This is a genomic window from Streptomyces racemochromogenes, assembly GCF_044129415.1.
Taxonomy (GTDB): Bacteria; Actinomycetota; Actinomycetes; order Streptomycetales; family Streptomycetaceae; genus Streptomyces; species Streptomyces racemochromogenes_A.
In genome coordinates this window covers 99,193-117,402 of sequence record NZ_JBBDHD010000007.1, presented here as the reverse complement: position 1 = coordinate 117,402, position 18,210 = coordinate 99,193, and the positions used below count along the sequence as shown (strand labels likewise).

Genomic DNA, 18,210 nt, shown 5'->3' with positions numbered 1-18,210 from the left:
CCCCCCCCCCCCCCCCCCCCCCCCCCCCCCCCCCCCCCCCCCCCCCCCCCCCCCCCCCCCCCCCCCCCCCCCCGCGGTGTGGTCCCCAGTTCCGTACCGGCCTGCTCTCAGGCCGTGTCGTCCAGGGGGCGGCTGTGCGTCACGCCCACGACTCCCTCCACCCGCCAGGCCGCGCGCAGCAGGGCGAACGGGTCGACGGAGGGGGACGCGAGCCCTTGGAGGGTGACGACTCCGTCCTTCACCCGTACCCGGACGGCAGCGCCGCCCGATGCCGGGAGGTGGGCCGAGACCTCGGCCGCGACATCGGAGCGGATCTCGTCGTCGGTTCGCCGGAAGACCCGCAGGAGGTCGCGGCGGGTGGCGATGCCGACGAGGCGGTCCTCCTCGTCCACCACCGGCAGCCGGTCGACGTGCCGGCGCTCCATGACGCGGGCGGCCACGGCCACGCACTGTTCGGGATGCACGGTCACCGCCGGCGTCGTCATCAGCGCGCCGGCCGTCAGCCGGCCCGCGACTCCGCCCGCTCCGTCGCCCGGCAGCCGGGTGAGGTCGGTACGGGAGACCACGCCGACCACCTTGTCGTCATCGTCCACCACCGGCAGGCCGCTGATTCGGTGGCCGGTCAGGAGCCGTACCAGCTCCTTCACGGATGTGTCCGGGCGCGCCTTGACGACGTCGCCGCTCATCACCTGCCCCACGGGGGGTGTCTTCACCATGTGCCTCGTCTCCCACGGCGCTGTCCTCCTCGGTCACCCCAGCGTGCGCCCGGCGCAGGCCCGGATCGAGGGGCCGACCGGCCCCGTCGGCGTTCCGGCGGTCCCCTGCTTCGGGTCCCGATGGGGCAGGGGCCGAACGGCCCTCACGCGGCCGGGCCGAGTGGCCCGAGGAAGGGGGCCAAACGACTCACCCCGACGAACAAGGACGCACTGCTCTTCGACGACGTCCTGTGGGTCAAGCGGGCCAGGGAGGAACACGACGCGTTCGCGGACACCCTGCGCGACCGAGGCGTTCAGGTGCACCTCTTCGCGGACCTGCTGACCGAGACGCTGGCCCTGCCCGCGGCACGCACCCTGGTCCTGGACCGGGTCGTCGACGAGCGCGAGTTCGGGCCGCTGGCCGGCGACCGGGTGCACGCCGCCTTCGACGTCATGGACCCGGCCGAGCTGGCGGCCTGTCTGGTCGGCGGGATCACCAAGCGCGAACTGCTGGCCCGTACCGGTGCGGTGCCGAGCGTACGGCTGCACGCCATGGCACCGGACGACTTCGCGCTGGCTCCGCTGCCCAACCACCTGTTCGCCCGCGACACTTCGTGCTGGGTGTACGACGGCGTGAGCGTCAACCCGATGCGCAAGCGGGCGCGTCGCCGCGAGACCGTCCACTTCGAGGCGATCTACGGCCACCACCCGCTGTTCGAAAAGGGCGACCACCAGCGGTGGTCGGACGGACAGGCCGGCTTCCCCGCCACCATCGAGGGCGGCGACGTGCTGGTCATCGGCAACGGCGCCGTACTGATCGGCATGAGCGAGCGCACCACGCCCCAGGCCGTCGAGCAGCTCGCGCTGCGGATGTTCGCCTCGGGGTCCGCACGCCGCGTGGTCGCCCTCGAACTGCCCAGGTCCCGCAGCTTCATGCACCTGGACACGGTCATGACCATGGTCAGCGGCGACACTTTCACCCGGTAATGCCGCCCGCCTACGGCTTCGACCCGGCGCTGATCGCCCCCGAGGTACGGGACGGCATCGCGGCAGGTGCGGCCACCGCACTCGGGGACGCGCTGCGGCCCTGGCGGGGCACGTACCCCGAGGTCCGGGTCGACGGTCGGCGGGTCCGCCGCTCGGCGATCGGCACCCACCTCGGGCCCGTCGCCCACGCCGTGCTCCACCACTCCGCCGCTCCGGCGGCGGTCGTACCGCACGCCTGAGACGGCGCCGCACCGGAGCGGACCGGGCCGGACCGGTGTGTCATCGGATCGCGTCAACCGCATCCACGGTCGGAGGACTTCCGGGTTCGTCGCCACATACGAGCCAACGGGCGGCCTTGGCCGTGGAAGAGGGCCGTTCGGCCCTGTCCGGTCGGCCCTTTTGCGGGGCACCATGCAGGGGTTCGCGCGCGTGCCGGACGAAGCCAGTCAAGGAGTTGCGTGATGAACGCCAGCGACGCCCCGTCACCGGCGAAGACGCCCATCAGCGTCTTTCTGGTCGACGACCACGAAGTCGTACGCCGGGGCGTGCACGACCTGCTGGACGCCGAGCCCGACCTGACCGTGGTCGGTGAAGCGTCCACGGCCGAGCAGGCGTTGGTCCGGATCCCCGCGCTGCGCCCCCAGGTCGCGGTCCTCGACGTCCGGCTCCAGGACGGCGACGGGGTCGGCGTCTGCCGCGAACTGCGCTCGCGGATGCCGGAACTCGCCTGCCTGATGCTGACCTCGTTCGACGATGAGGAAGCGCTACTGGACGCGGTCATGGCCGGCGCGTCCGGCTACGTACTGAAGCAGATCACCGGCACCGACCTGGTCACCGCCGTACGCACCGTAGCCGCGGGCCAGTCGATGCTCGACCCCGGAGCCACCACCCGCCTGATGGCCAGGATGCGCGGCGACGTCCCCGCGGAGGAGCAGGTCCCCGGTCTGCCCGGATTCACCGACCGGGAGAAGGAGATCCTGGTCATGGTCAGCGAAGGGCTCACCAACCGCGAGATCGGCAAACGGCTCTACCTCTCCGAGAAGACCGTCAAGAACATCATCTCCCGGCTCTTCACCAAGCTCGGCGTCGAACGCCGCGTCCAGGCCGCGGTCATCGCCAGCCACGCCCTGACTCCGCCGAGCCGTCATCCCGTACCGGCCGCCGAATAGGCACGGGCGGCCCATCACCCGCCGCCTCGTGTCCCGCAGGACGCCGTGAGAGCGCACCGGGGGCGAAAGTACAAGATCGGCAGGGTCTGGCTGTTGCCGCCGGAAACGGTGTATTCCTGTCGGAGGGCCCCGATCGGGGTCTTTCGCACCGGAACGGAGACCTGCCGTGGACGGCTGGTACGTGGACGACCGTTGCTCCAACTGCGATGTCGCGCGACAGCTCGCACCCGACCTGATCGGCGAGGTCGACGGAACGTCGCGGTTCCTGCGCCCGCCGCGCGACGAGGCGGAGAGGCGGCGCGTACACGCGGCCGTCTTCGCCTGCCCCACCCGCTCCATCCGCCACACCTCCGGGCCGCCGGACCGACGGCTCGACCCCTTTCCGATGGCCTTGGACAGGCGCGTGCTGTTGTGCGGCCACAACTCGCGGCACACCGCCGGGGCCAACTCCTACCTGCTGCTGCGGCCCTCGGGAACGGCCATGATGATCGACACGCCGCGCTGGAGTCCTGCCCTCGCCGAGCGCTACGCGGCATCGGGCCCGGTCACGGACGTGCTGCTCACCCATCGCGACCACGCCGCACACGGCCGCCGCTACGCGGACCGCTTCGGCGCCCGGTTGTGGATCCACGAGGGCGACCTCGATGCGGCACCCGACGCGGACGAGGTGATCCGCGGTCTCGAACCGGTGGGGATCGGCGAGGGAGTCACCGCCCATCCCCTGCCCGGGCACACCGCGGGCAGCGTGCTCTACCTCGCCGACGACCGGTACTGCTTCAGCGGGGACAGCTTCTACTGGTCACGCACCACCGGTGATCTCGAAGTCGCGGAAAGCGTGACCTGGTACTCCATCGAGGAGTTGGCCGCCTCACTGGCCAGGGTGGCCGGACTGCTGCGGTTCGAGTGGGTCCTGCCCGGCCACGGCGACCGCCGCCGGCTGCCCGTCGACGAGATGTCCGGCCGACTGGGCGCACTGGCCGAGCGCACCCGGCTGTTGCGGCCGCGGCCGATCGACTTCACCGCCGTCCGCTGGTGAACTCGGTGTCGGCGAGCGCCGTCCGGCACGGGCCCGCGTCGTCCGCGCGCGCCCGCCCCCTGGTCAGTTCAGGGACACTCCGCGGCCTGCGAAGAACTCGGCGAACGCGGCGACCGGCAGGCTCGCGGTACGGGTCCGGTCGGTGTGACCGGACGGGTTGCGGAAGTGCACGGTGTCATCCTGGCGGCCGGTGACGAGCACGAGGTGCCCGCCCTTGCCGGGGGCCGGGTTCTCGGGGCGGCGGATCTCCCGGTGCACCGAGGCCATGACCAGCCGGCCGGAGTCGAGCAGGGCCAGCAGGTCGGGCACCGGCAGGCTCGGGTGGACCTGGGCGTGCAGGCGGTGGACGTCCTGTACGTACCGGGCGAACGGGGCGTAGATCAGGCCGCGGATCGCTCCGGTGTCCGGGTCCTCGGTGTACGCCCCGTACGTCCGGGCGCCGTCGAGGAGCTCGAACGGGGTGGGTGCGTGGCCGTCGCGGGCCAGTAGGGCCATGCGCAGGCAGGCGATGCCGCACATGTGGCCGCACCAGGTGCGGTAGGTGTCGGCGTCGGGGGCTCCGCTCTCGGCCCAGCGGGGATCGGCCCCCTGGTCGTGGCCGTCGTAGACGATCGCGGCGATCAGGTCCGGGCTGGCGTACTGCGTGACGGTGGGGAACGTGAGGTCGGGGTCGGGCACGGGGGCGGGTCCCTCCGGTGGGCGGGGGCGGCGCGGACGAATGGAACGCCGCGTCGGGGAGGTCGCGCGGTCGGCCCGGGCAGGACGCTCCCACCCCGCGACGATGCCTGAACGACGAACACGTCCCGGTGCACAACCGGCCGCCACGAACGTACTCGACGGCACCGACAGCCGGGTCCCGGAGGTGGGCGGGAGCCGGACCAGCCCCACCGGCGCGGGCGCGTCGGGCTCGCCGGCTCCGCGAGGACGGCCCCGGCAGCCCGGCGAAGGCACCCCGGGCTCCGCCGCACCTCGGCCGCCGAGTAGCTTCTTGACCCTCACACCGTGTCAGGCGGTCCACTCGGAGACATCATGTTCACCATCGGAGACTTCGCCCGACACGGCCGCGTCTCGGTCCGGATGCTGCGTCACTACGACGCGACCGGCCTGCTGCGCCCGGCCCATGTCGACCCCCACAACGGCTACCGCCACTACACCGCGGCCCAGCTCGCCCGCCTCAACCGGATCATCGCGCTGAAAGACCTCGGCTTCACCCTCCAGCAGGTCCACGACATCGTGGACGAGAAGGTCGGAGCCGAGGAGCTGCGCGGCATGCTGCGGCTGCGGCAGGCCGAGCTGGAGAGCGCCGTGGCCGCCGCGGGGGCACGACTGGTGCAGGTCGAGGCGAGGCTCCGGGCCATCGAGAGCGAGGGGCGCATGTCCGTCGACGACGTCGTCATCAAGAACCTTCCCGCCGTCCGGGTCGCGGAGCTGACCGCGACCGCCGAGAGTTTCGGGCCCGAGGACATCGGACCGGTCATCGGGCCGCTCTACGACGAGCTGTTCCGGCTCCTGGGAGCGGCCGGCATCATCCCCACCGGTCCCGGCGTCGCGTACTACGAGGACGCGGCGGAGGGCGGCGGCAGGATCAGCGTCCACGCGGGCGTCCAGGTCTCCGCCCCGCTCCAGGACGGTCCCTTCCGCGTACTCGACCTGCCGCCCGTCGAGCAGGCGGCGACCGTCGTGCACTGCGGCTCGATGGACACCGTGCTCCCCACCGCCCAGACCCTGGCCCGCTGGATCGACGCCCACGGCTACCGGTCGGCCGGCCATCCCCGTGAGATCAACCTGGAGTGCCCCGAGAACCGCGACGAGTGGGTGACGGAGCTGCAGGCACCGGTCGTCCGGTCCTGAAGTGAAGAGGACGGCCGCCCAACCGGCCGACCGACCAGGTGTGACGGAAGTCTGACGGACGGCCGCCGGGTCTGGTGCGCGGGTGCCGGCGGTGGTCGAATCGTCAGGTGAGCCCCGTACCCGCACCCGCACCCCCACCCCGCCGGGCCGGCCCTGCCGCCGAGCCCGACCCGGACGGCCACGGCACGCCGATCGGACGTCGGCTCGTCCTCGGCATGGTCGGGCTCGGCGCGGCCGCACTGGCCGCCGCCCCGTACGTACAGGGCGGCTTCGAGGCGTTCCTCGGCGCCGCCTCCGAGAAGGACCCCACCGGCCTCACCGGCCTGCTGCCGAACGGCGGCGGGTTCCGCTACTACTCGGTGGCCCCCTCCGTCCCCGAGCGGGGCCCCGAGAACTACCGCCTGACCGTCGACGGCCTGGTCGAACGTCCCACGACGTACACGCTCGACGCGCTGCAGCGGCTCCCGCAGACCCGAGTGGTGCGGGACGTCCAGTGCGTCACGGGCTGGCGGGTGCCCGGCACGTCCTTCGAGGGAGTGCCGCTGGCACGGCTGCTCGACGCGGCCGGGGTCCGACCGGAAGCCCGGGCCGTGCGCTTCACCTGTTTCGACGGCACGTACACCGAGAGCCTGACCCTCCCCCAGGCCCGCCGGGACGACGTCATGGTGGCGCTGCGCATGCAGGACGAGCCGATGGGCCACTCCCACGGTGGTCCCGTCCGGCTGTACGTCGCCCCCATGTACTTCTACAAATCGGCGAAGTGGCTCTCCGGCATCACCGTCACCCGTGACGTCGAACCCGGGTACTGGGAACGCCTCGGGTACGACGTCGACGCCTGGGTCGGCCGGTCGAACGGACGTGACGATGCCCCCACCGTCTGAGGCCGCGCCCCGGCGCCCCGAACGCGTGCGCCGGTTCAGCCGCGGCGAGCGGTGGGTACACCGGGCCACGGCCGCCCTGATGGGCCTGTGCGTCACCTCTGCCGGCTGCCTGTACCTTCCCGGGCTCGCCGAACTCGTCGGCCGCCGGCAGCTGGTCGTCACCGTGCACGTGTGGTCCGGGCTGCTGCTCGGCGCGCCGTTCCTGCTGGGGCTCGCCTCGCGGGCCTTCCGGGCCGACCTGCGGCGGCTGGGCCGCTTCGGACCGCACGACCGGGACTGGCTGCGGGCCGCCCTGCGCCCCGGCCGCGCGGGCACGCGGCCCGCCGGCAAGTTCAACGCGGGACAGAAGGTGTACGCGGGCTGGCTGGCCGGGGCGGTACTGGTGATGGCGGCCACGGGGGCACTGATGTGGTGGACCGGCCTGGTCCCCCTCGCACAGCGCACCGCTGCCGTCTTCGTCCACGACTGGCTGGCCCTCGCCGTGGGTCTCGTGCTGGCCGTGCACATCGGCAAGGGCCTGGCCGACCCGGAGGCGCGCCGCGGGCTGCGCACGGGCTCCGTCCACCGGGCATGGGCGGAGCGCGAACACCCGCTGTGGCAGCCCGACCGGGCCGGACCGTACGAGGGATGACCCGCCGGGCCGGCGGCCGGGCCCCCGCGGGGGCACCCGGTCTCGGCCGCCGTCGCGCAGGCCGTGGCGAGCCAGGCAACGAGGGCGGCGCCCAGGGGGATCCCGTTCCGCGTCGCTGTCGCACATCGGATCGCCTCGCGGCCGGACACCGGATTCCCGGACCCTCGGGACCTCCTGGGGCCGGGCCCCGGGGCGCCGTACCCGGCGGACGCGAAGGGCCGCCGCCCCCGGATGGGGAGCGGCGACCCGTGTGGACGCCCCCGACCTCGTCCACGTTCAGGGGAAGCCGGGGTCGCCGCCGCGCGCTTCCTCGGCCGCGCCGCTCAGATGATGCCGGCGGTGCGCAGTGCGGTGGTGACCTGGCGGGTCTGGTTGTCGGCGCCGCGCTTGTTGGGGTGGAAAGTGGTCAGCGTCTCGTTCCCGCGGAAGATGCCGTCCCCGTGGGCGAGCATGCCCTGCATCCAAGCGGTCCAGCCGGGGCTGAAGGGCGGCATGTCCTTGCCGGCGGGGAAGCGGGCGGGCTTGTAGCCCTGCAGCTCCTCGTCGAACGTGTAGCGGGCGTAGAGCCCGAACATCCACTTCTCGGTGCCCTCGCGGCAGACGTGGTGGGAGCGGGTGGACTCGGCGATGTCGACGTAGGTGTGGCCGTGGTCCCGGGCCGCCTCGCGGATGACGGAGTCGACCAGGTCGAACTGCTGCTGGATGAAGGGCATGTCACCCTTCTTGATCGTGATGTTCTCGTCCAGCCCGCCGTCGCAGGTGCCCTGTCCTTCCGCGGCCGGGAAGAGGGTGGGGTAGCCGACGAAGAAGAACTTGGCGTGTGGGGCGCGCTCTCGCAGCTCCGGCATCATCTTCGCGAAGCCGTCGCGCAGGTCCTCCTCCTTCCGGGCCAGGTCCGCGCGGCCTTCCTCGGTGTGGCGGTAGTAGTCGGTACCGGGGCTGCCGATGGCGGACGCGCCCAGGGAAGCACACTTGGCGATGATCTGGCCGAGGTTGTACTGGTTGCCGCCGATGCCGATGGTGACCAGCGTGGTGGCCTTGCTGAGGGCGTCGATCTGCGCGGGGCGCGGGGTGGGGGTGAACTGCGGTACGCCGCTGCCGTCGACGGGGATGTAGGGCGGGCCTCCGAAGACGGTCTGCGGGGTGAGGATGCCGCCGAGGCCGAGGCCCCGGTCGTCGATGGTCGCGCCGCCGCAGGTGACGTCGATGAACTCGTAGGCGGACAGCACGGTGCGGGCCAGCTGCTGCGGGTAGCTGTCCTTCGAGCGGCCGCTGTAGTCGCCGTCCGGCCCGCCCAGACCGCCGTCCACCGGCTCGCGGACCAGGTTGGTATCACCGCCGATGAACTGGCCGGCGCTGTAGGAGTCGCCGAGCGCGACGTACTGAGGCAGAGGCTGGATGTGCGGCATGGACGCCCTTCCCGAGAGGTCAACACTGCGCGTGACGCATCGGGTCCATAGATATGCCATCGGAATATGCAGGAGGGGAGGGCGACACGGGAACGATGCGATACAGCTGCCGCGACCGTAACGCGTTCACCCGTATGCCGGAGGCCGGCGCCGTCGTACCGGCCGCCGGTCAGTGCCTGGTGGAGGGGGAGGTGCCGGGCTCCTCCATGCCCCGCTCACAGCATGAGCAGGGCCCGGCCGGCGCGCCCGGGGGTCGGCGCTCCATCCGGCCCCGGCAGTCGGCGTCGCGGTCGCCGGGGATCTTCCCGTACGTGCACTGGAAGTCGTCGGCCCATTCGAGCGGAAAGGGCGGTTGGGCCGACGGGCGGACCGCCATGCGCATCAGGATGAGCTGGTTGTCGTCCGTGCGGACGGGGTTGGAGGTGAGCTCGTTGCAGCGCACGCAGCGGTGGACCACCTTCCAGTCACCGGTGCGGCAGCGCCTGGGGCGACGGGTTCCACGTCCACCGAGCCCATCGGCGAGATCCACCAGAGCCGCACCACGTGCTCGAAGCTCGTTTGAGCTGCGGCGATGCGTCCCGTAGGCGTCCGTGACGCAGATGCTGCCGCCTGCCGCAGAGGAAGTGCAGTCCCCCTGCTGCCGTGGTCTCCTGGAATCGACGTACGTGGCAGCGCAGCCGTTTCGGTCGGCCCGGTGAAAGGCGCCCACGGCCGGCCTCGTGGACATCCTGTTCGACCCGGAGGACCTTCCTGCGTGCTGCGAGTGGGGCGAAGGCGCTCCCCACATGGTCTGTCCGGCTCCGCGAGCTCGGCCCCCGGGCGGAGCGGATGCTCCGGACACCCGAACCGGCTCGGCGACCGGTATGCGAAGGACAGAGGTGATGCGCCGTGCGCGCGCACGATTGCAGTGAATTGCAGGCAGCCGCCAAGGCGGCCTATCAAAAGCTGAAGGCGGACACCGCGGTCCTCAACGTCCTTGAGGGCGAGCTGGACGCCCTCAAGCACCTGCCGCACCCCGATCCGGACCAAGTGGCCGCGCAGCAGCAGAAGGTGAATGCGGCACGGAAAGTCGTGGACGAGGACACGAGGAATTCCGATGACGCGCAGCGGGAACTCCATGACTGTCAGCACCCCGACCAGCCGCCGGTGACTTCGTAGAGGCGCCTCGGCCGCCCGCCGGTCGGTGAGGATGCGCAGGGAGACGGGACGGCCGCCTGGGCCACCCAAACGAACGCCCCGGATGCACACACCGCGATCGGTGAAGTCCGTACGGCGCACCCCGGGCCGGCGGGCGGCCGGTTCCGGGCCCAGGGGCACGTACCGGTCCAGGTCGGCGGTCCTTCGGCCGACCGCGCGGATTCACCCGCCCGGAGGACAGGGCGGCTGTGCTGCGGCGGTCAGCCCGCCGCCGCCGTGGGGCCCGCGCCGAACGGCGGCACGTCGGGCTGTGCCTGTCGGCGGGCGCGGTCAGGAGACGGCCTCGTCGAGGACGCGGGCGAGTTCGGCGGGCGCGGACAGCATCGGCCAGTGCCCGGTGGGCAGGTCGAAGCGCCGCCACGGCGGCTGGTTCAGGTAGGCCAGCATCGGCACTCCGGCGTCCAGCAGCCCCGTGAAGTCACGGCAGGCGATCAGGACACGGTCCACACCGGGACCGGGCTCGGCCGGGCCGGCCAGACGCTGGGTGAAGGTGCCGAACGGCTGAGGCGTGGCACGCGTGCGCAGAACGTTCTGCCGGCCCTCATCGAGCCCGTCGAGGCTGCTGGACAAGCCCAGGACCTCGAACGGCGGCATCGGCAGCCGCCACCCGTCGCCGGAAGCGTCGACCTGCCGGCGCAGCTGGTCCACTGCCTGCGGTGGCATGAGGTCGAGCATGCACATGCCTGCGGTGAACGGCGCACTGTCCACGTAGATCACGCGCTCCAGCAGATCGCCGAGACCTCCGGCTGCCCCGGTCACAGGGGCAGCCGCGTAGCTGTGGGCGACCAGCGTGACGTCACGCAGACCGTTCCGTTCGACGAATCCCGTGATGTCCGCGATGTGCGTGTCCAGATCCGTCTCGGGGCCGCCCTGGTCGGCGTGCTCGGCCAGGCCGGTCAGTGTCAGCGGCAACGCCGTGTGGCCGCGCTCCCGCAGAGCGCGGGCGGTGTCTTCCCAGGCCCATGCGCCGAGCCAGGCGCCGGGAACGAGTACGAAGGTGGCCATGTGATCTCCCTGAAGTGAGGTGCTGCGGGGAGCGTAAAGTCGATACAGGACAGAATCCGCCCTGAAATGCCGAGTGATCCATGTCGCATCCCCTGACCCGTGTGCTGACCCTGCTGGAACTCCTCCAGTCCCACGCCCGGCTCACCGGGACGGAGCTGGCCGACCGGCTGGACACCGACGTGCGCACGGTGCGCCGGTACACCGCGCACCTGCGGGAACTGGGCATCCCCGTGGAGGCCGAACGCGGCCGCTACGGCGGCTACCGACTGGCCCGCGGCTACCGCATGCCACCCCTGGTCCTCACCGATGACGAGGCTCTCGCCGTCGTCCTTGGCCTGGTCGCGGCGGAACGTCTGGGCATGGGCACCGCCGCGCCGGCCAGTGCCGGTGCCCTGGCCAAGATCGAACGGGTGCTTCCGCACGCCCTGCGCGAACCGCTCGCCGCCATGCGGGAGACCCTGTCGTTCACCGCCCACGCCGTGATCGGTCAGGCACCCGGAACCGGCGTCCTGCTGACCCTGGCCCAGGCCTCCCGCGCCCGCACGACCGTCGGCATCCACCACCGGTCCTGGCGCCAGGAACACACCGAACGCGACATCGACCCCTACGGCGTGGTCTTCCACACCGGCCGCTGGTACGTCGTCGGCCACGACCACCTCCGCGACAGCTTGCGCACCTTCCGCATCGACCGCATCACCTCCGTCACCCCCCGAGCCGACAGCTTCACCGCACCCGACGGCTTCGACCCCGTCGCCCACCTGACCTCCAACCTCGCTCAGGGGCCCTACCGCTGGCAGGTCGAGGTGACGATCCACGGCCCCCTCGATCAGATCGCTCGCCGGCTGCCTCGCTCAGCGGTGACCCTCACCGCCCAGCCCACCGGCGTTCTCATGCACGCACGGGCGGAACGGCTGGACGGCATGGCACACCTGCTCGCCTCCCTGGAGTGGCCCTTCACCATCCACCATCCCGACGAACTGCGGCAGGCACTCAAGAATCTGGCCGCCCAGCTCACCGCAGCCGCCCAGCGGAAACCGGAGGAGCTGCCGCAGTAAACGGCCGCCGGCCTGTTGCCCCTTTGGCGCGCATCCGGGTCACACCTCTGACAGAGGTTGCAGCGCCCGTCCGATGTCGGGTGCATCTTGGCACAGCCGGCGGCACTCCATCCGGTCAGGCGTCCTCGCCGTCGGGGTAGACGACCAGGATCGTGCAGCCGGCCGCCGACTGAGGGTGGTGCACGGATCCGGGCTCGGCACAGAGCAGGGTGCCGGCCGGCCAGACGTTCGTGCCGTCGCCGAACTCGCCCTTGAGCACGTGAACGATTTCGCGGACCGTGTGCCGGTCCTCGCCGAACTGCGCGCCCGGCGCGAACTCCAGCAGCACGATCACGCTGGGGTCGTTCGGCGTGCCCTCCTTCAGCACGCGCATGGTGATGTGCTCGTTGACCTGACTGTCCGACACCGGGGCCTGGTCCAGATGAGCGCTCACGAAGCCTGGAAGCATGGGTATCCCCATTTCAATTGCGGTGCGGTGGCGGCCTGTTGCCGTCCGCCGGATGTCGATCAGCGTAGGGATCTTCAACGGCGCTTACTACGCCACGCATGCACCACTTTTCACATGATGCACAGCACGCGTGCACTGGACGCCGCCAGGCCCGCCACACCGCCGTCACCTGCTGCGTCGCGTCCGGATAGCCTTTGCCTCTGCCCCGTCGGAGGAGACGTGATGCTCACACTCGCGGCCCTCACCCGCCACCCCGAGTACCTTTTGCACCCCCTGCACACCGCCGGCCCGGAGGACCGGGTCGTGGACCGTGCCGAACTGCTCATGCCCGGCGACCGCCCCGCCCGGCTCGCCGGCACGCTCCTCATCTGTTCACCCGACACGGTCGACATCGGGCATGCACACGGCCGGCTGCGGCACTGGGCCGACCAAGGTGCCGCCGGTCTGGTCCTCGTGGCAGAAGCGGCGCCCCGTCCGCAACGGCCGCTGCTTGAGGCCGCTCGTCACGCTGCCCTCCCGCTGCTGGCGTCCCGCGCACCCGTGGCAGCCTGGCGCCGCACCTTGATCCCTCAGGTCGCCGAACACCGTCGGCAGGAAGCCGACCGGCACGCCGAGCGCCTCGCCCATCTCCTGGACCACCTCGACGGCGACAGCTCCCCGGCCGGCGATCTCCTGGACTGGCTGGCCCGTCAGCTGGACGCGGAAGTGAGCCTTCAGCGCGACAGCCGCGTCTCCGTTCCCCCCAGCGGACGCCGACTGTCCGCGGCGGACAGCACCTTCACCTCCGTCCACTCGCTCTGGGACGACGACCTCCTCCTCACCGCCCACCGCCACCACCCCTTCAGCACCGCAGACCAGGACCTGCTCGCCCGATCTGCCACCGTCCTCACGCTCCGCCGGCGTACGTCCGCACCCGCAGGCGGCACCTTGCTCGCCGAGACGCTGCACGCCGTACACCTGGCCGCGTTCCAGGCCCTGATGACCGGCCACATCGAAGCCGCCCAACGCATCCTGGGGCCCCTCTTGCCCTACCTGCTCGACACGGACGACGTCCAGATCGCCATCGTCAACTGCGCCGACGCCGACACCTCCCGCGACGAGACACTCGCCCGAGTCGAGGCCCTTCTGTCCGACACCGGCCTCGCCGTACGGTGCCCCGCCTTCGACGGGCACATCGTCGTCGTCGCCCCCCACCGCGACCCCGGCCTCCCGGAAGCGCCAGCCGTCACCGCGCTGCGCCGCCTGGTCGCCGACCGCAGCCGCCGACTGAGTCTGGGCATCAGCCCCACCCTGCCCCTCCACGACACCGCCACCGGTTTCGCCCTGGCCTACGACGCCATCGCCCCCGCCCGGCTCAGTCCCACCCGCGCCGCAGTCGCCCCTCTCACCCCCGGCCTGCTGGACGCCCTCGACCTGCCCGCTGCACAGCAGTGGGCCACCGTCCTGCTCCAACCGGTCCTCAGCCACCAGCTGTCCAGCGTCGCCCTTGGGCTCGAATTCGAAGTCTCGGCTGCCTCCCGCATCCTCGGCATCCACCGCAACACCCTCAGCCGCCGCATACACACCGTGCTCCGGGCCACCGGCCTTGCCAGCGACCGCACCGCCGATCGCATCACCCTCTCCCTCGCCCTGCAGATCCACGCCCTGCACGGCCCGGCCACCGGCCCCGCCCCCCATCCCCCGCCGGCCCTCGCCCACCTCCTGGCGCAGCCACCGGTCACCGACTGGGCCGCCACCGCGCTCGCCCCGCTCGGCCGGGAACGCACCGACCGGCGCACCACCGGCAGCGACACCCTCGCCCGGACCCTCCGCACCTGGACCCACGAGGACTTCCGGGTCGACACCACCGCCCAACGCCTCAACCTCTACCCGGCCACCGTCCGCGGGCACATCCGCACCGCCGAGGCGCTCCTCGGATGGATGCTCCTGTCGAACGTCCCCACCGGCCTGCCGGCCGACGACAAAGACGCCCCCGGCAAACAGTCCGGGCTGCGCAACCTCGCGGTCGCGCTCCAGGCGGGCCCCGGAACCCCCCGGACCACCCTGCCCGACCCCACCGCGTGCTGCGTGAGCACTTCGGGACGGGGTCACGACAAGGACCCGCAGCGCGACACGGCCAGTCCTGCGACAGCTTGACAGCCAACATGACGCGGGCTCGGCCGAACACCGCTTCGCGACGGCGGAGCATCCCGGCACGACCGGTGGCCGCGCGTTCCCGGTCAGGGCGTTCCCTCACCCCGGCCCCGCTCGCAGCCGTGGCGCATGCAGGGGGTGCCGGTCCGGGAGACGCGTGGCACACCGCGGTGTCCGTCCTGCCGAGCGCGAGGGGACGGCTCTCGGGCGGAGGGCGGGAGGGAGTCCTCAGGACATGTTGCGGCTGGCGGCCTCCGCCTGGGCTATCGCCTCGGCCTCGCTCTCGGCGAGCGCGAGGGCGACGCCGAAGGCCTGTGCGATGTGCCCGGCCGCGGACATGACGCGTGCCGTTCCCACGACGGGCGCGATCGCGACGAGGAGGTCCTGGAGCTGCTCGACCGTGAAGTCGGCCTTGACGGCCGGGTTGATGTGGGCCAGGTAGGAGATCGCGGGCGCGTCCATGGCCACGAGCGCGGCGATGCGGCTGATGATCAGCATGCGCTCGTCCATGTGGCAGTGCTCAAGGGAGTCGATCGTCATCGCGGCGATGGTGTCGAGTACGGGGGTGTCGAATTCGGGTGCGGTAGCCATGACAGGGCCGCCTTCCGGTTCCTGTGCAGCAGGGAGCCGGACCATCACCCCGTTGGTGCAGGGGTCCCCCCGAATGCCCGGCGGTGACCCGTCAAGCCTAGGCACCGCCCCCCGGCGCCGCACGCCGGATGCGGCGCCGCCTGGGCGCATCGATCAGGCGGCGCGGCACAGAGCCGTCGGGCCGGTGGTCGCCTCGGTGTAGGCAAGGGGCGAGGATCCGGGGCGGTCCATGCGGCCGGGTGCCGAGCCCCCTCGTGCGCGGTGGCGTGCGAAGACGACGAGGCGCAGGACCGCGAAGCGCGCGGCGCCGGCCAGTGCGGAGGCGGCGAGGTAGACGACCTGCTCGGTGACCGCTCCGGGTGCCGCGGCCAGACGGTGCAGGGCGAGCATCGCCACACAGGTGATCGCGTAGGCGGCGGCTGCCGATCCGGCCGACTGCGTGTGCTGCCGCCACGTCGCACGGCCGCCCGCGCCGAAGGTGAAGCGGGCGTGCAGCTCGGTGGCCAGGAGGGTGGATGCCGCGGTGATGACGGCATTGGCCACGGCCCAGGGCATCCAGGGGGCGAGGGCCGCCACGGCGAAGCTGGAGGCGAGCCCCACTCCCCCACCGCAGAGGACGAAGCGGGCGAACGCGTGGAGAGCGCCGGGTGCCGCCGCCTGCTGCCGGTTCGGTGCCGCTGCTTCCATGACCCACCCCTTCGGACGTGCACTCCACGGGATCCCCGCCCGACCGACCGGGGAGCCCACGACTCCTTGTTTCTGATGACAGAAACGCTACGTTGCGTTCATGAAGGAAGGAAGCGCCGCATTGCCTTTGGTTGCTATTTCTGCAGTTCAGGCGCAGGAAATCGTTGCATCGGAGCTGAATCTAACGCAACGACCAGGAGAGGATCGTTGCAACGACATGGCGGTGAACGCTACAGGCGAGGCGTCCCCGGCCAGCGGCCCGCGGCACGCGTGCGTCAGCGTGGGGCCTCACCCCGTGTCCCGGCGCCCCCGGTGCCGGCAGCGGCGGACCGGACGGGCGGGCGTTCGGGACGACACACGTCCGGGTGGAGGACCACGTGCGGTGGGCCGGGTGACCGGACGGGGGCGTTGTACGGGTGTTGGCGTCCCCGTGAGAAAAGGAAGCTCCTGTGACCTCTGTGGACTTACCCGCTGTCGAGACCCTGCTCCGGCGGACCCTCGGCGAGCGGCGCATGGGGCTCGTGGCATGGCGGTTGCTCGTGATGCAGATCGCCCATCCCGTCGTCGCCGCGGGGATGGACCGCTACTCCACCTACCGCGCCCACCCCTGGCGGCGGATCGAGCACACCATGGAGAGCGGCAGCCGGCTGTTCTTCGCCGGGCCCGAGGAACGGCGGCTGGAGGTGGCCCGCCTCGGGCGGACGCACCGGCGCATCCACGGGACCGACGCGGCCGGGCGGGCGTACAGTGCCGAGGATCCCGAGGTCCGCGGCTGGGTGATGGTGACGCTGTACGAGTCCATGACCGCCATGCGCGAACTGTCGGGTGATCCGCTGTCACCCGCCGAACGCGACGTGCTGTACGGGGAGTTCCTGGACGTGTGCACCGCCCTCGGGATTCCGGGCGAGGTGCTCCCGGCGAGCGCCGCCGACGTCCCGGGCTACGTCGAGCGTATGGTCGGGGAGGTCCTGGAGTACGGACCCGAGGTCCACGACATGCTGCACGGGATGCTCCGCCAGGCTCCCGTCCCCCGCCGGCTCGGGCGGCTGGCGCCGGCGTGGCCGGTGCTGCGGGTGGTGATCGCCCGCGCGGTGGCCGCCCTCACGGTCAGTGATCTGCCGCCGGCCTGGCACAAGAGGTTCGGGACCTCGCGCGGCCCCGTCGGCGCCGCGCTGTCGTGGACCCTGCACCACGGGCTGCGCCACGCCATGGAACTGGCTCCCGACCGGGTGCGCTACCGCCAGCGGTCCGTGAGCGGCGCGCCCACACCCGCACGGGTGCCGGCGTCCAGGGCCCGGAGCGGCGGTGACACCCGTCCGGCGCGGCTGGAGGCGTTCTTCCGTCAGGTGCTGGACCAGACCGGGAACGGCCGGGTCGACTCCGCCGACCTCCAGGCCATGGTGCACACCATGTGCTGGCGGCTCGAACTCCCCACCGAGCGGGAGGACGAACTGTACGCCGCGTTCGAGGGCTGGTGGCGACAGCTCCGGGAAGCGGCCGACACCGACGGCGACGGGGGTGTGGACTGCCGCGAGTTCGTGTCCGCGATGACGGCCGGCGTGGACCGTGACCCGGCGTACCTGGAGAAGGGCCTCGTACCGGCGGTGCGGGCCCTCTTCCGCGCCGCCGACGCCGACGGCAGCGGCCGGCTGGGGGCGGACGAGTACCGGGCGCTGTTCGGAGGGCCGCGGGTACACCCGGCCGAACTCAACGACGGGTTCCGCGCGATGGACGCGGACGGCGACGGACAGGTCGGGGAGGAGGAGTTCGTCGCCGCGTTCTGCGCGTTCTTCACGGCCCGGTCCGGCAGCGTCGCGGGAGCGGGCCTGCTCGGCCGGGCCTGAGGCGCCACGGCCGGCTCGGTGCCGGGGCGCGGAGCCGGCCCGGTGAGCCGATGGGGCGATGGGCCGATGAGACGATGGCCCGATGGGTTCACGGGCCGCCGCCCGGGGCCGCCACGGCGACCTGCTGGGGATCCAGGACACCGGCCGGATGATCCGCCAGCTCCACCAAGTGGTGGCGGCGTCGGATTTCACTCCGGTCTCCCCCTTCCTGGACGACCAGGTGGTGCAGGCGTGCCTTGCGGTGCGGCCCGAACAGCGCGCCACTCCTTGGAAGTTCAAACCTCTGGTCAAGGCGGCTATGGCGGATGTCATGCCACGCGGAACGGGGACTGATCGACCCCGAACCGCTACGGGAACTGTTCCGTCGCCCGTACTCCCACCGGGACCACGAAGGAGCCATGCTCGTGGTCATCGGCTGCGACCTACGGACTCGGGCCGCCCCGCGCACTGCCGCCGACAGCTGAACGACCACGGCCCGTACGGCCGACACCGAGTACGGAACGGTGCTGTTGGACGCAACCCGCCGAGCGGCTCGCCCGCAGACCGCCGGCCCAGATCCAGGCCGTTCTGAGCCCACGCCTGGGTGGAGGC

Annotated in this window: 18 protein-coding genes and 2 pseudogenes; 12 read left to right on the top strand and 8 right to left on the bottom strand. The window is 72.1% G+C overall.

The genetic code is table 11. The features are described from left to right. Positions 1–107: 107 nt before the first annotated feature. The gene (locus WDV06_RS04805) at positions 108–716 is read right to left on the bottom strand and encodes a CBS domain-containing protein (RefSeq protein ID WP_395508345.1); all 609 of its coding nucleotides are present in this window, start codon (positions 714–716) and stop codon (positions 108–110) included. A 120-nt stretch (positions 717–836) separates the two neighbouring features. Between WDV06_RS04805 and WDV06_RS04800 the strand changes: the two are divergent. The 4 genes and pseudogenes from WDV06_RS04800 to WDV06_RS04785 all read left to right on the top strand — a co-directional run. Then, positions 837–1,679: pseudogene (locus WDV06_RS04800) on the top strand (arginine deiminase); the annotation flags it as partial. A gap of 2 nt (positions 1,680–1,681) precedes the next feature. Further along, entirely contained in the window at positions 1,682–1,921 is a 240-nt protein-coding gene (locus WDV06_RS04795) for a hypothetical protein (protein ID WP_395508344.1), read from the top strand. Between the two features lie 222 nt (positions 1,922–2,143). Next, on the top strand, positions 2,144–2,851 hold the full coding sequence (locus WDV06_RS04790; protein WP_395508343.1) for a response regulator: 708 nt from the start codon (positions 2,144–2,146) through the stop codon (positions 2,849–2,851). Between the two features lie 166 nt (positions 2,852–3,017). Then, complete coding sequence (locus WDV06_RS04785) at positions 3,018–3,887, top strand: MBL fold metallo-hydrolase (protein WP_395508342.1); 870 nt, start codon at positions 3,018–3,020, stop codon at positions 3,885–3,887. 63 nt (positions 3,888–3,950) lie between these two features. Here the strand turns inward: WDV06_RS04785 and WDV06_RS04780 are convergent, their stop codons facing one another. Next, entirely contained in the window at positions 3,951–4,565 is a 615-nt protein-coding gene (locus WDV06_RS04780) for a C39 family peptidase (protein ID WP_395508341.1), read from the bottom strand. 351 nt (positions 4,566–4,916) lie between these two features. Between WDV06_RS04780 and WDV06_RS04775 the strand changes: the two genes are divergently transcribed. The 3 genes from WDV06_RS04775 (at position 4,917) to WDV06_RS04765 (ending at position 7,250) form a co-directional block, all read left to right on the top strand. Beyond that, positions 4,917–5,738: a MerR family transcriptional regulator gene (locus tag WDV06_RS04775; RefSeq protein WP_395508340.1), complete on the top strand. Its 822-nt coding sequence runs from the start codon at positions 4,917–4,919 to the stop codon at positions 5,736–5,738. A 107-nt stretch (positions 5,739–5,845) separates the two neighbouring features. Next, on the top strand, positions 5,846–6,619 hold the full coding sequence (locus WDV06_RS04770; protein WP_395508339.1) for a molybdopterin-dependent oxidoreductase: 774 nt from the start codon (positions 5,846–5,848) through the stop codon (positions 6,617–6,619). Further along, entirely contained in the window at positions 6,603–7,250 is a 648-nt protein-coding gene (locus WDV06_RS04765; RefSeq protein WP_395508338.1) for a cytochrome b/b6 domain-containing protein, read from the top strand. Before WDV06_RS04770 ends, WDV06_RS04765 begins: the two co-directional genes overlap by 17 nt. Positions 7,251–7,573: 323 nt before the next feature. On the opposite strand, the gene WDV06_RS04760 is transcribed toward WDV06_RS04765, so the two are convergent. Both WDV06_RS04760 and WDV06_RS04755 read right to left on the bottom strand, forming a co-directional pair. After that, positions 7,574–8,659, bottom strand: a complete 1,086-nt coding sequence (locus WDV06_RS04760) for an SGNH/GDSL hydrolase family protein (protein ID WP_395508337.1) — start codon at positions 8,657–8,659, stop codon at positions 7,574–7,576. Positions 8,660–8,993: 334 nt separating this feature from the next. Next, positions 8,994–9,134 (bottom strand): annotated as a pseudogene (locus tag WDV06_RS04755) (RNHCP domain-containing protein); the annotation flags it as partial. A gap of 413 nt (positions 9,135–9,547) precedes the next feature. On the opposite strand from WDV06_RS04755, the gene WDV06_RS04750 reads away from it, so the two are divergent. Beyond that, a complete protein-coding gene (locus tag WDV06_RS04750; protein ID WP_395508336.1) occupies positions 9,548–9,817 on the top strand; it encodes a hypothetical protein in 270 nt (89 codons plus the stop codon). Between the two features lie 309 nt (positions 9,818–10,126). On the opposite strand, the gene WDV06_RS04745 is transcribed toward WDV06_RS04750, so the two are convergent. Then, positions 10,127–10,861: an alpha/beta fold hydrolase gene (locus WDV06_RS04745; protein ID WP_395508335.1), complete on the bottom strand. Its 735-nt coding sequence runs from the start codon at positions 10,859–10,861 to the stop codon at positions 10,127–10,129. An 80-nt stretch (positions 10,862–10,941) separates the two neighbouring features. Between WDV06_RS04745 and WDV06_RS04740 the strand changes: the two genes are divergently transcribed. Continuing rightward, the gene (locus WDV06_RS04740) at positions 10,942–11,916 is read left to right on the top strand and encodes a helix-turn-helix transcriptional regulator (RefSeq protein ID WP_395508334.1); all 975 of its coding nucleotides are present in this window, start codon (positions 10,942–10,944) and stop codon (positions 11,914–11,916) included. 115 nt (positions 11,917–12,031) lie between these two features. Here the strand turns inward: WDV06_RS04740 and WDV06_RS04735 are convergent, their stop codons facing one another. Then, entirely contained in the window at positions 12,032–12,349 is a 318-nt protein-coding gene (locus tag WDV06_RS04735) for a cupin domain-containing protein (protein ID WP_395508333.1), read from the bottom strand. Positions 12,350–12,586: 237 nt separating this feature from the next. Here WDV06_RS04735 and WDV06_RS04730 point away from each other — a divergent pair, with 237 nt between their 5' ends. Beyond that, the gene (locus tag WDV06_RS04730) at positions 12,587–14,500 is read left to right on the top strand and encodes a helix-turn-helix domain-containing protein (protein ID WP_395508332.1); all 1,914 of its coding nucleotides are present in this window, start codon (positions 12,587–12,589) and stop codon (positions 14,498–14,500) included. Between the two features lie 225 nt (positions 14,501–14,725). Here the strand turns inward: WDV06_RS04730 and WDV06_RS04725 are convergent, their stop codons facing one another. Next, entirely contained in the window at positions 14,726–15,088 is a 363-nt protein-coding gene (locus tag WDV06_RS04725; protein ID WP_395508331.1) for a carboxymuconolactone decarboxylase, read from the bottom strand. 153 nt (positions 15,089–15,241) lie between these two features. Further along, the gene (locus tag WDV06_RS04720; protein ID WP_395508330.1) at positions 15,242–15,775 is read right to left on the bottom strand and encodes a GtrA domain-containing protein; all 534 of its coding nucleotides are present in this window, start codon (positions 15,773–15,775) and stop codon (positions 15,242–15,244) included. Positions 15,776–16,224: 449 nt separating this feature from the next. On the opposite strand from WDV06_RS04720, the gene WDV06_RS04715 reads away from it, so the two are divergent. Further along, positions 16,225–17,619 (top strand): oxygenase MpaB family protein, encoded by a 1,395-nt coding sequence (locus WDV06_RS04715; protein ID WP_395508329.1) that lies wholly within the window; start codon positions 16,225–16,227, stop codon positions 17,617–17,619. Positions 17,620–17,701: 82 nt separating this feature from the next. Then, a complete protein-coding gene (locus WDV06_RS04710) occupies positions 17,702–18,190 on the top strand; it encodes an asparagine synthase-related protein (protein ID WP_395508328.1) in 489 nt (162 codons plus the stop codon). Positions 18,191–18,210: the final 20 nt, after the last annotated feature.

What these genes read in the sequence shown, in the direction of transcription:
- WDV06_RS04805 (WP_395508345.1), bottom strand. Translation starts at nt 716, where the DNA reads ATGGTGAAGACACCCCCCGTGGGGCAGGTGATGAGCGGCGACGTCGTC.
- WDV06_RS04795 (WP_395508344.1), top strand. Translation starts at nt 1,682, where the DNA reads ATGCCGCCCGCCTACGGCTTCGACCCGGCGCTGATCGCCCCCGAGGTA.
- WDV06_RS04790 (WP_395508343.1), top strand. Translation starts at nt 2,144, where the DNA reads ATGAACGCCAGCGACGCCCCGTCACCGGCGAAGACGCCCATCAGCGTC.
- WDV06_RS04775 (WP_395508340.1), top strand. Translation starts at nt 4,917, where the DNA reads ATGTTCACCATCGGAGACTTCGCCCGACACGGCCGCGTCTCGGTCCGG.
- WDV06_RS04765 (WP_395508338.1), top strand. Translation starts at nt 6,603, where the DNA reads ATGCCCCCACCGTCTGAGGCCGCGCCCCGGCGCCCCGAACGCGTGCGC.
- WDV06_RS04760 (WP_395508337.1), bottom strand. Translation starts at nt 8,659, where the DNA reads ATGCCGCACATCCAGCCTCTGCCTCAGTACGTCGCGCTCGGCGACTCC.
- WDV06_RS04745 (WP_395508335.1), bottom strand. Translation starts at nt 10,861, where the DNA reads ATGGCCACCTTCGTACTCGTTCCCGGCGCCTGGCTCGGCGCATGGGCC.
- WDV06_RS04740 (WP_395508334.1), top strand. Translation starts at nt 10,942, where the DNA reads ATGTCGCATCCCCTGACCCGTGTGCTGACCCTGCTGGAACTCCTCCAG.
- WDV06_RS04730 (WP_395508332.1), top strand. Translation starts at nt 12,587, where the DNA reads ATGCTCACACTCGCGGCCCTCACCCGCCACCCCGAGTACCTTTTGCAC.
- WDV06_RS04725 (WP_395508331.1), bottom strand. Translation starts at nt 15,088, where the DNA reads ATGGCTACCGCACCCGAATTCGACACCCCCGTACTCGACACCATCGCC.
- WDV06_RS04720 (WP_395508330.1), bottom strand. Translation starts at nt 15,775, where the DNA reads ATGGAAGCAGCGGCACCGAACCGGCAGCAGGCGGCGGCACCCGGCGCT.
- WDV06_RS04710 (WP_395508328.1), top strand. Translation starts at nt 17,702, where the DNA reads ATGGGTTCACGGGCCGCCGCCCGGGGCCGCCACGGCGACCTGCTGGGG.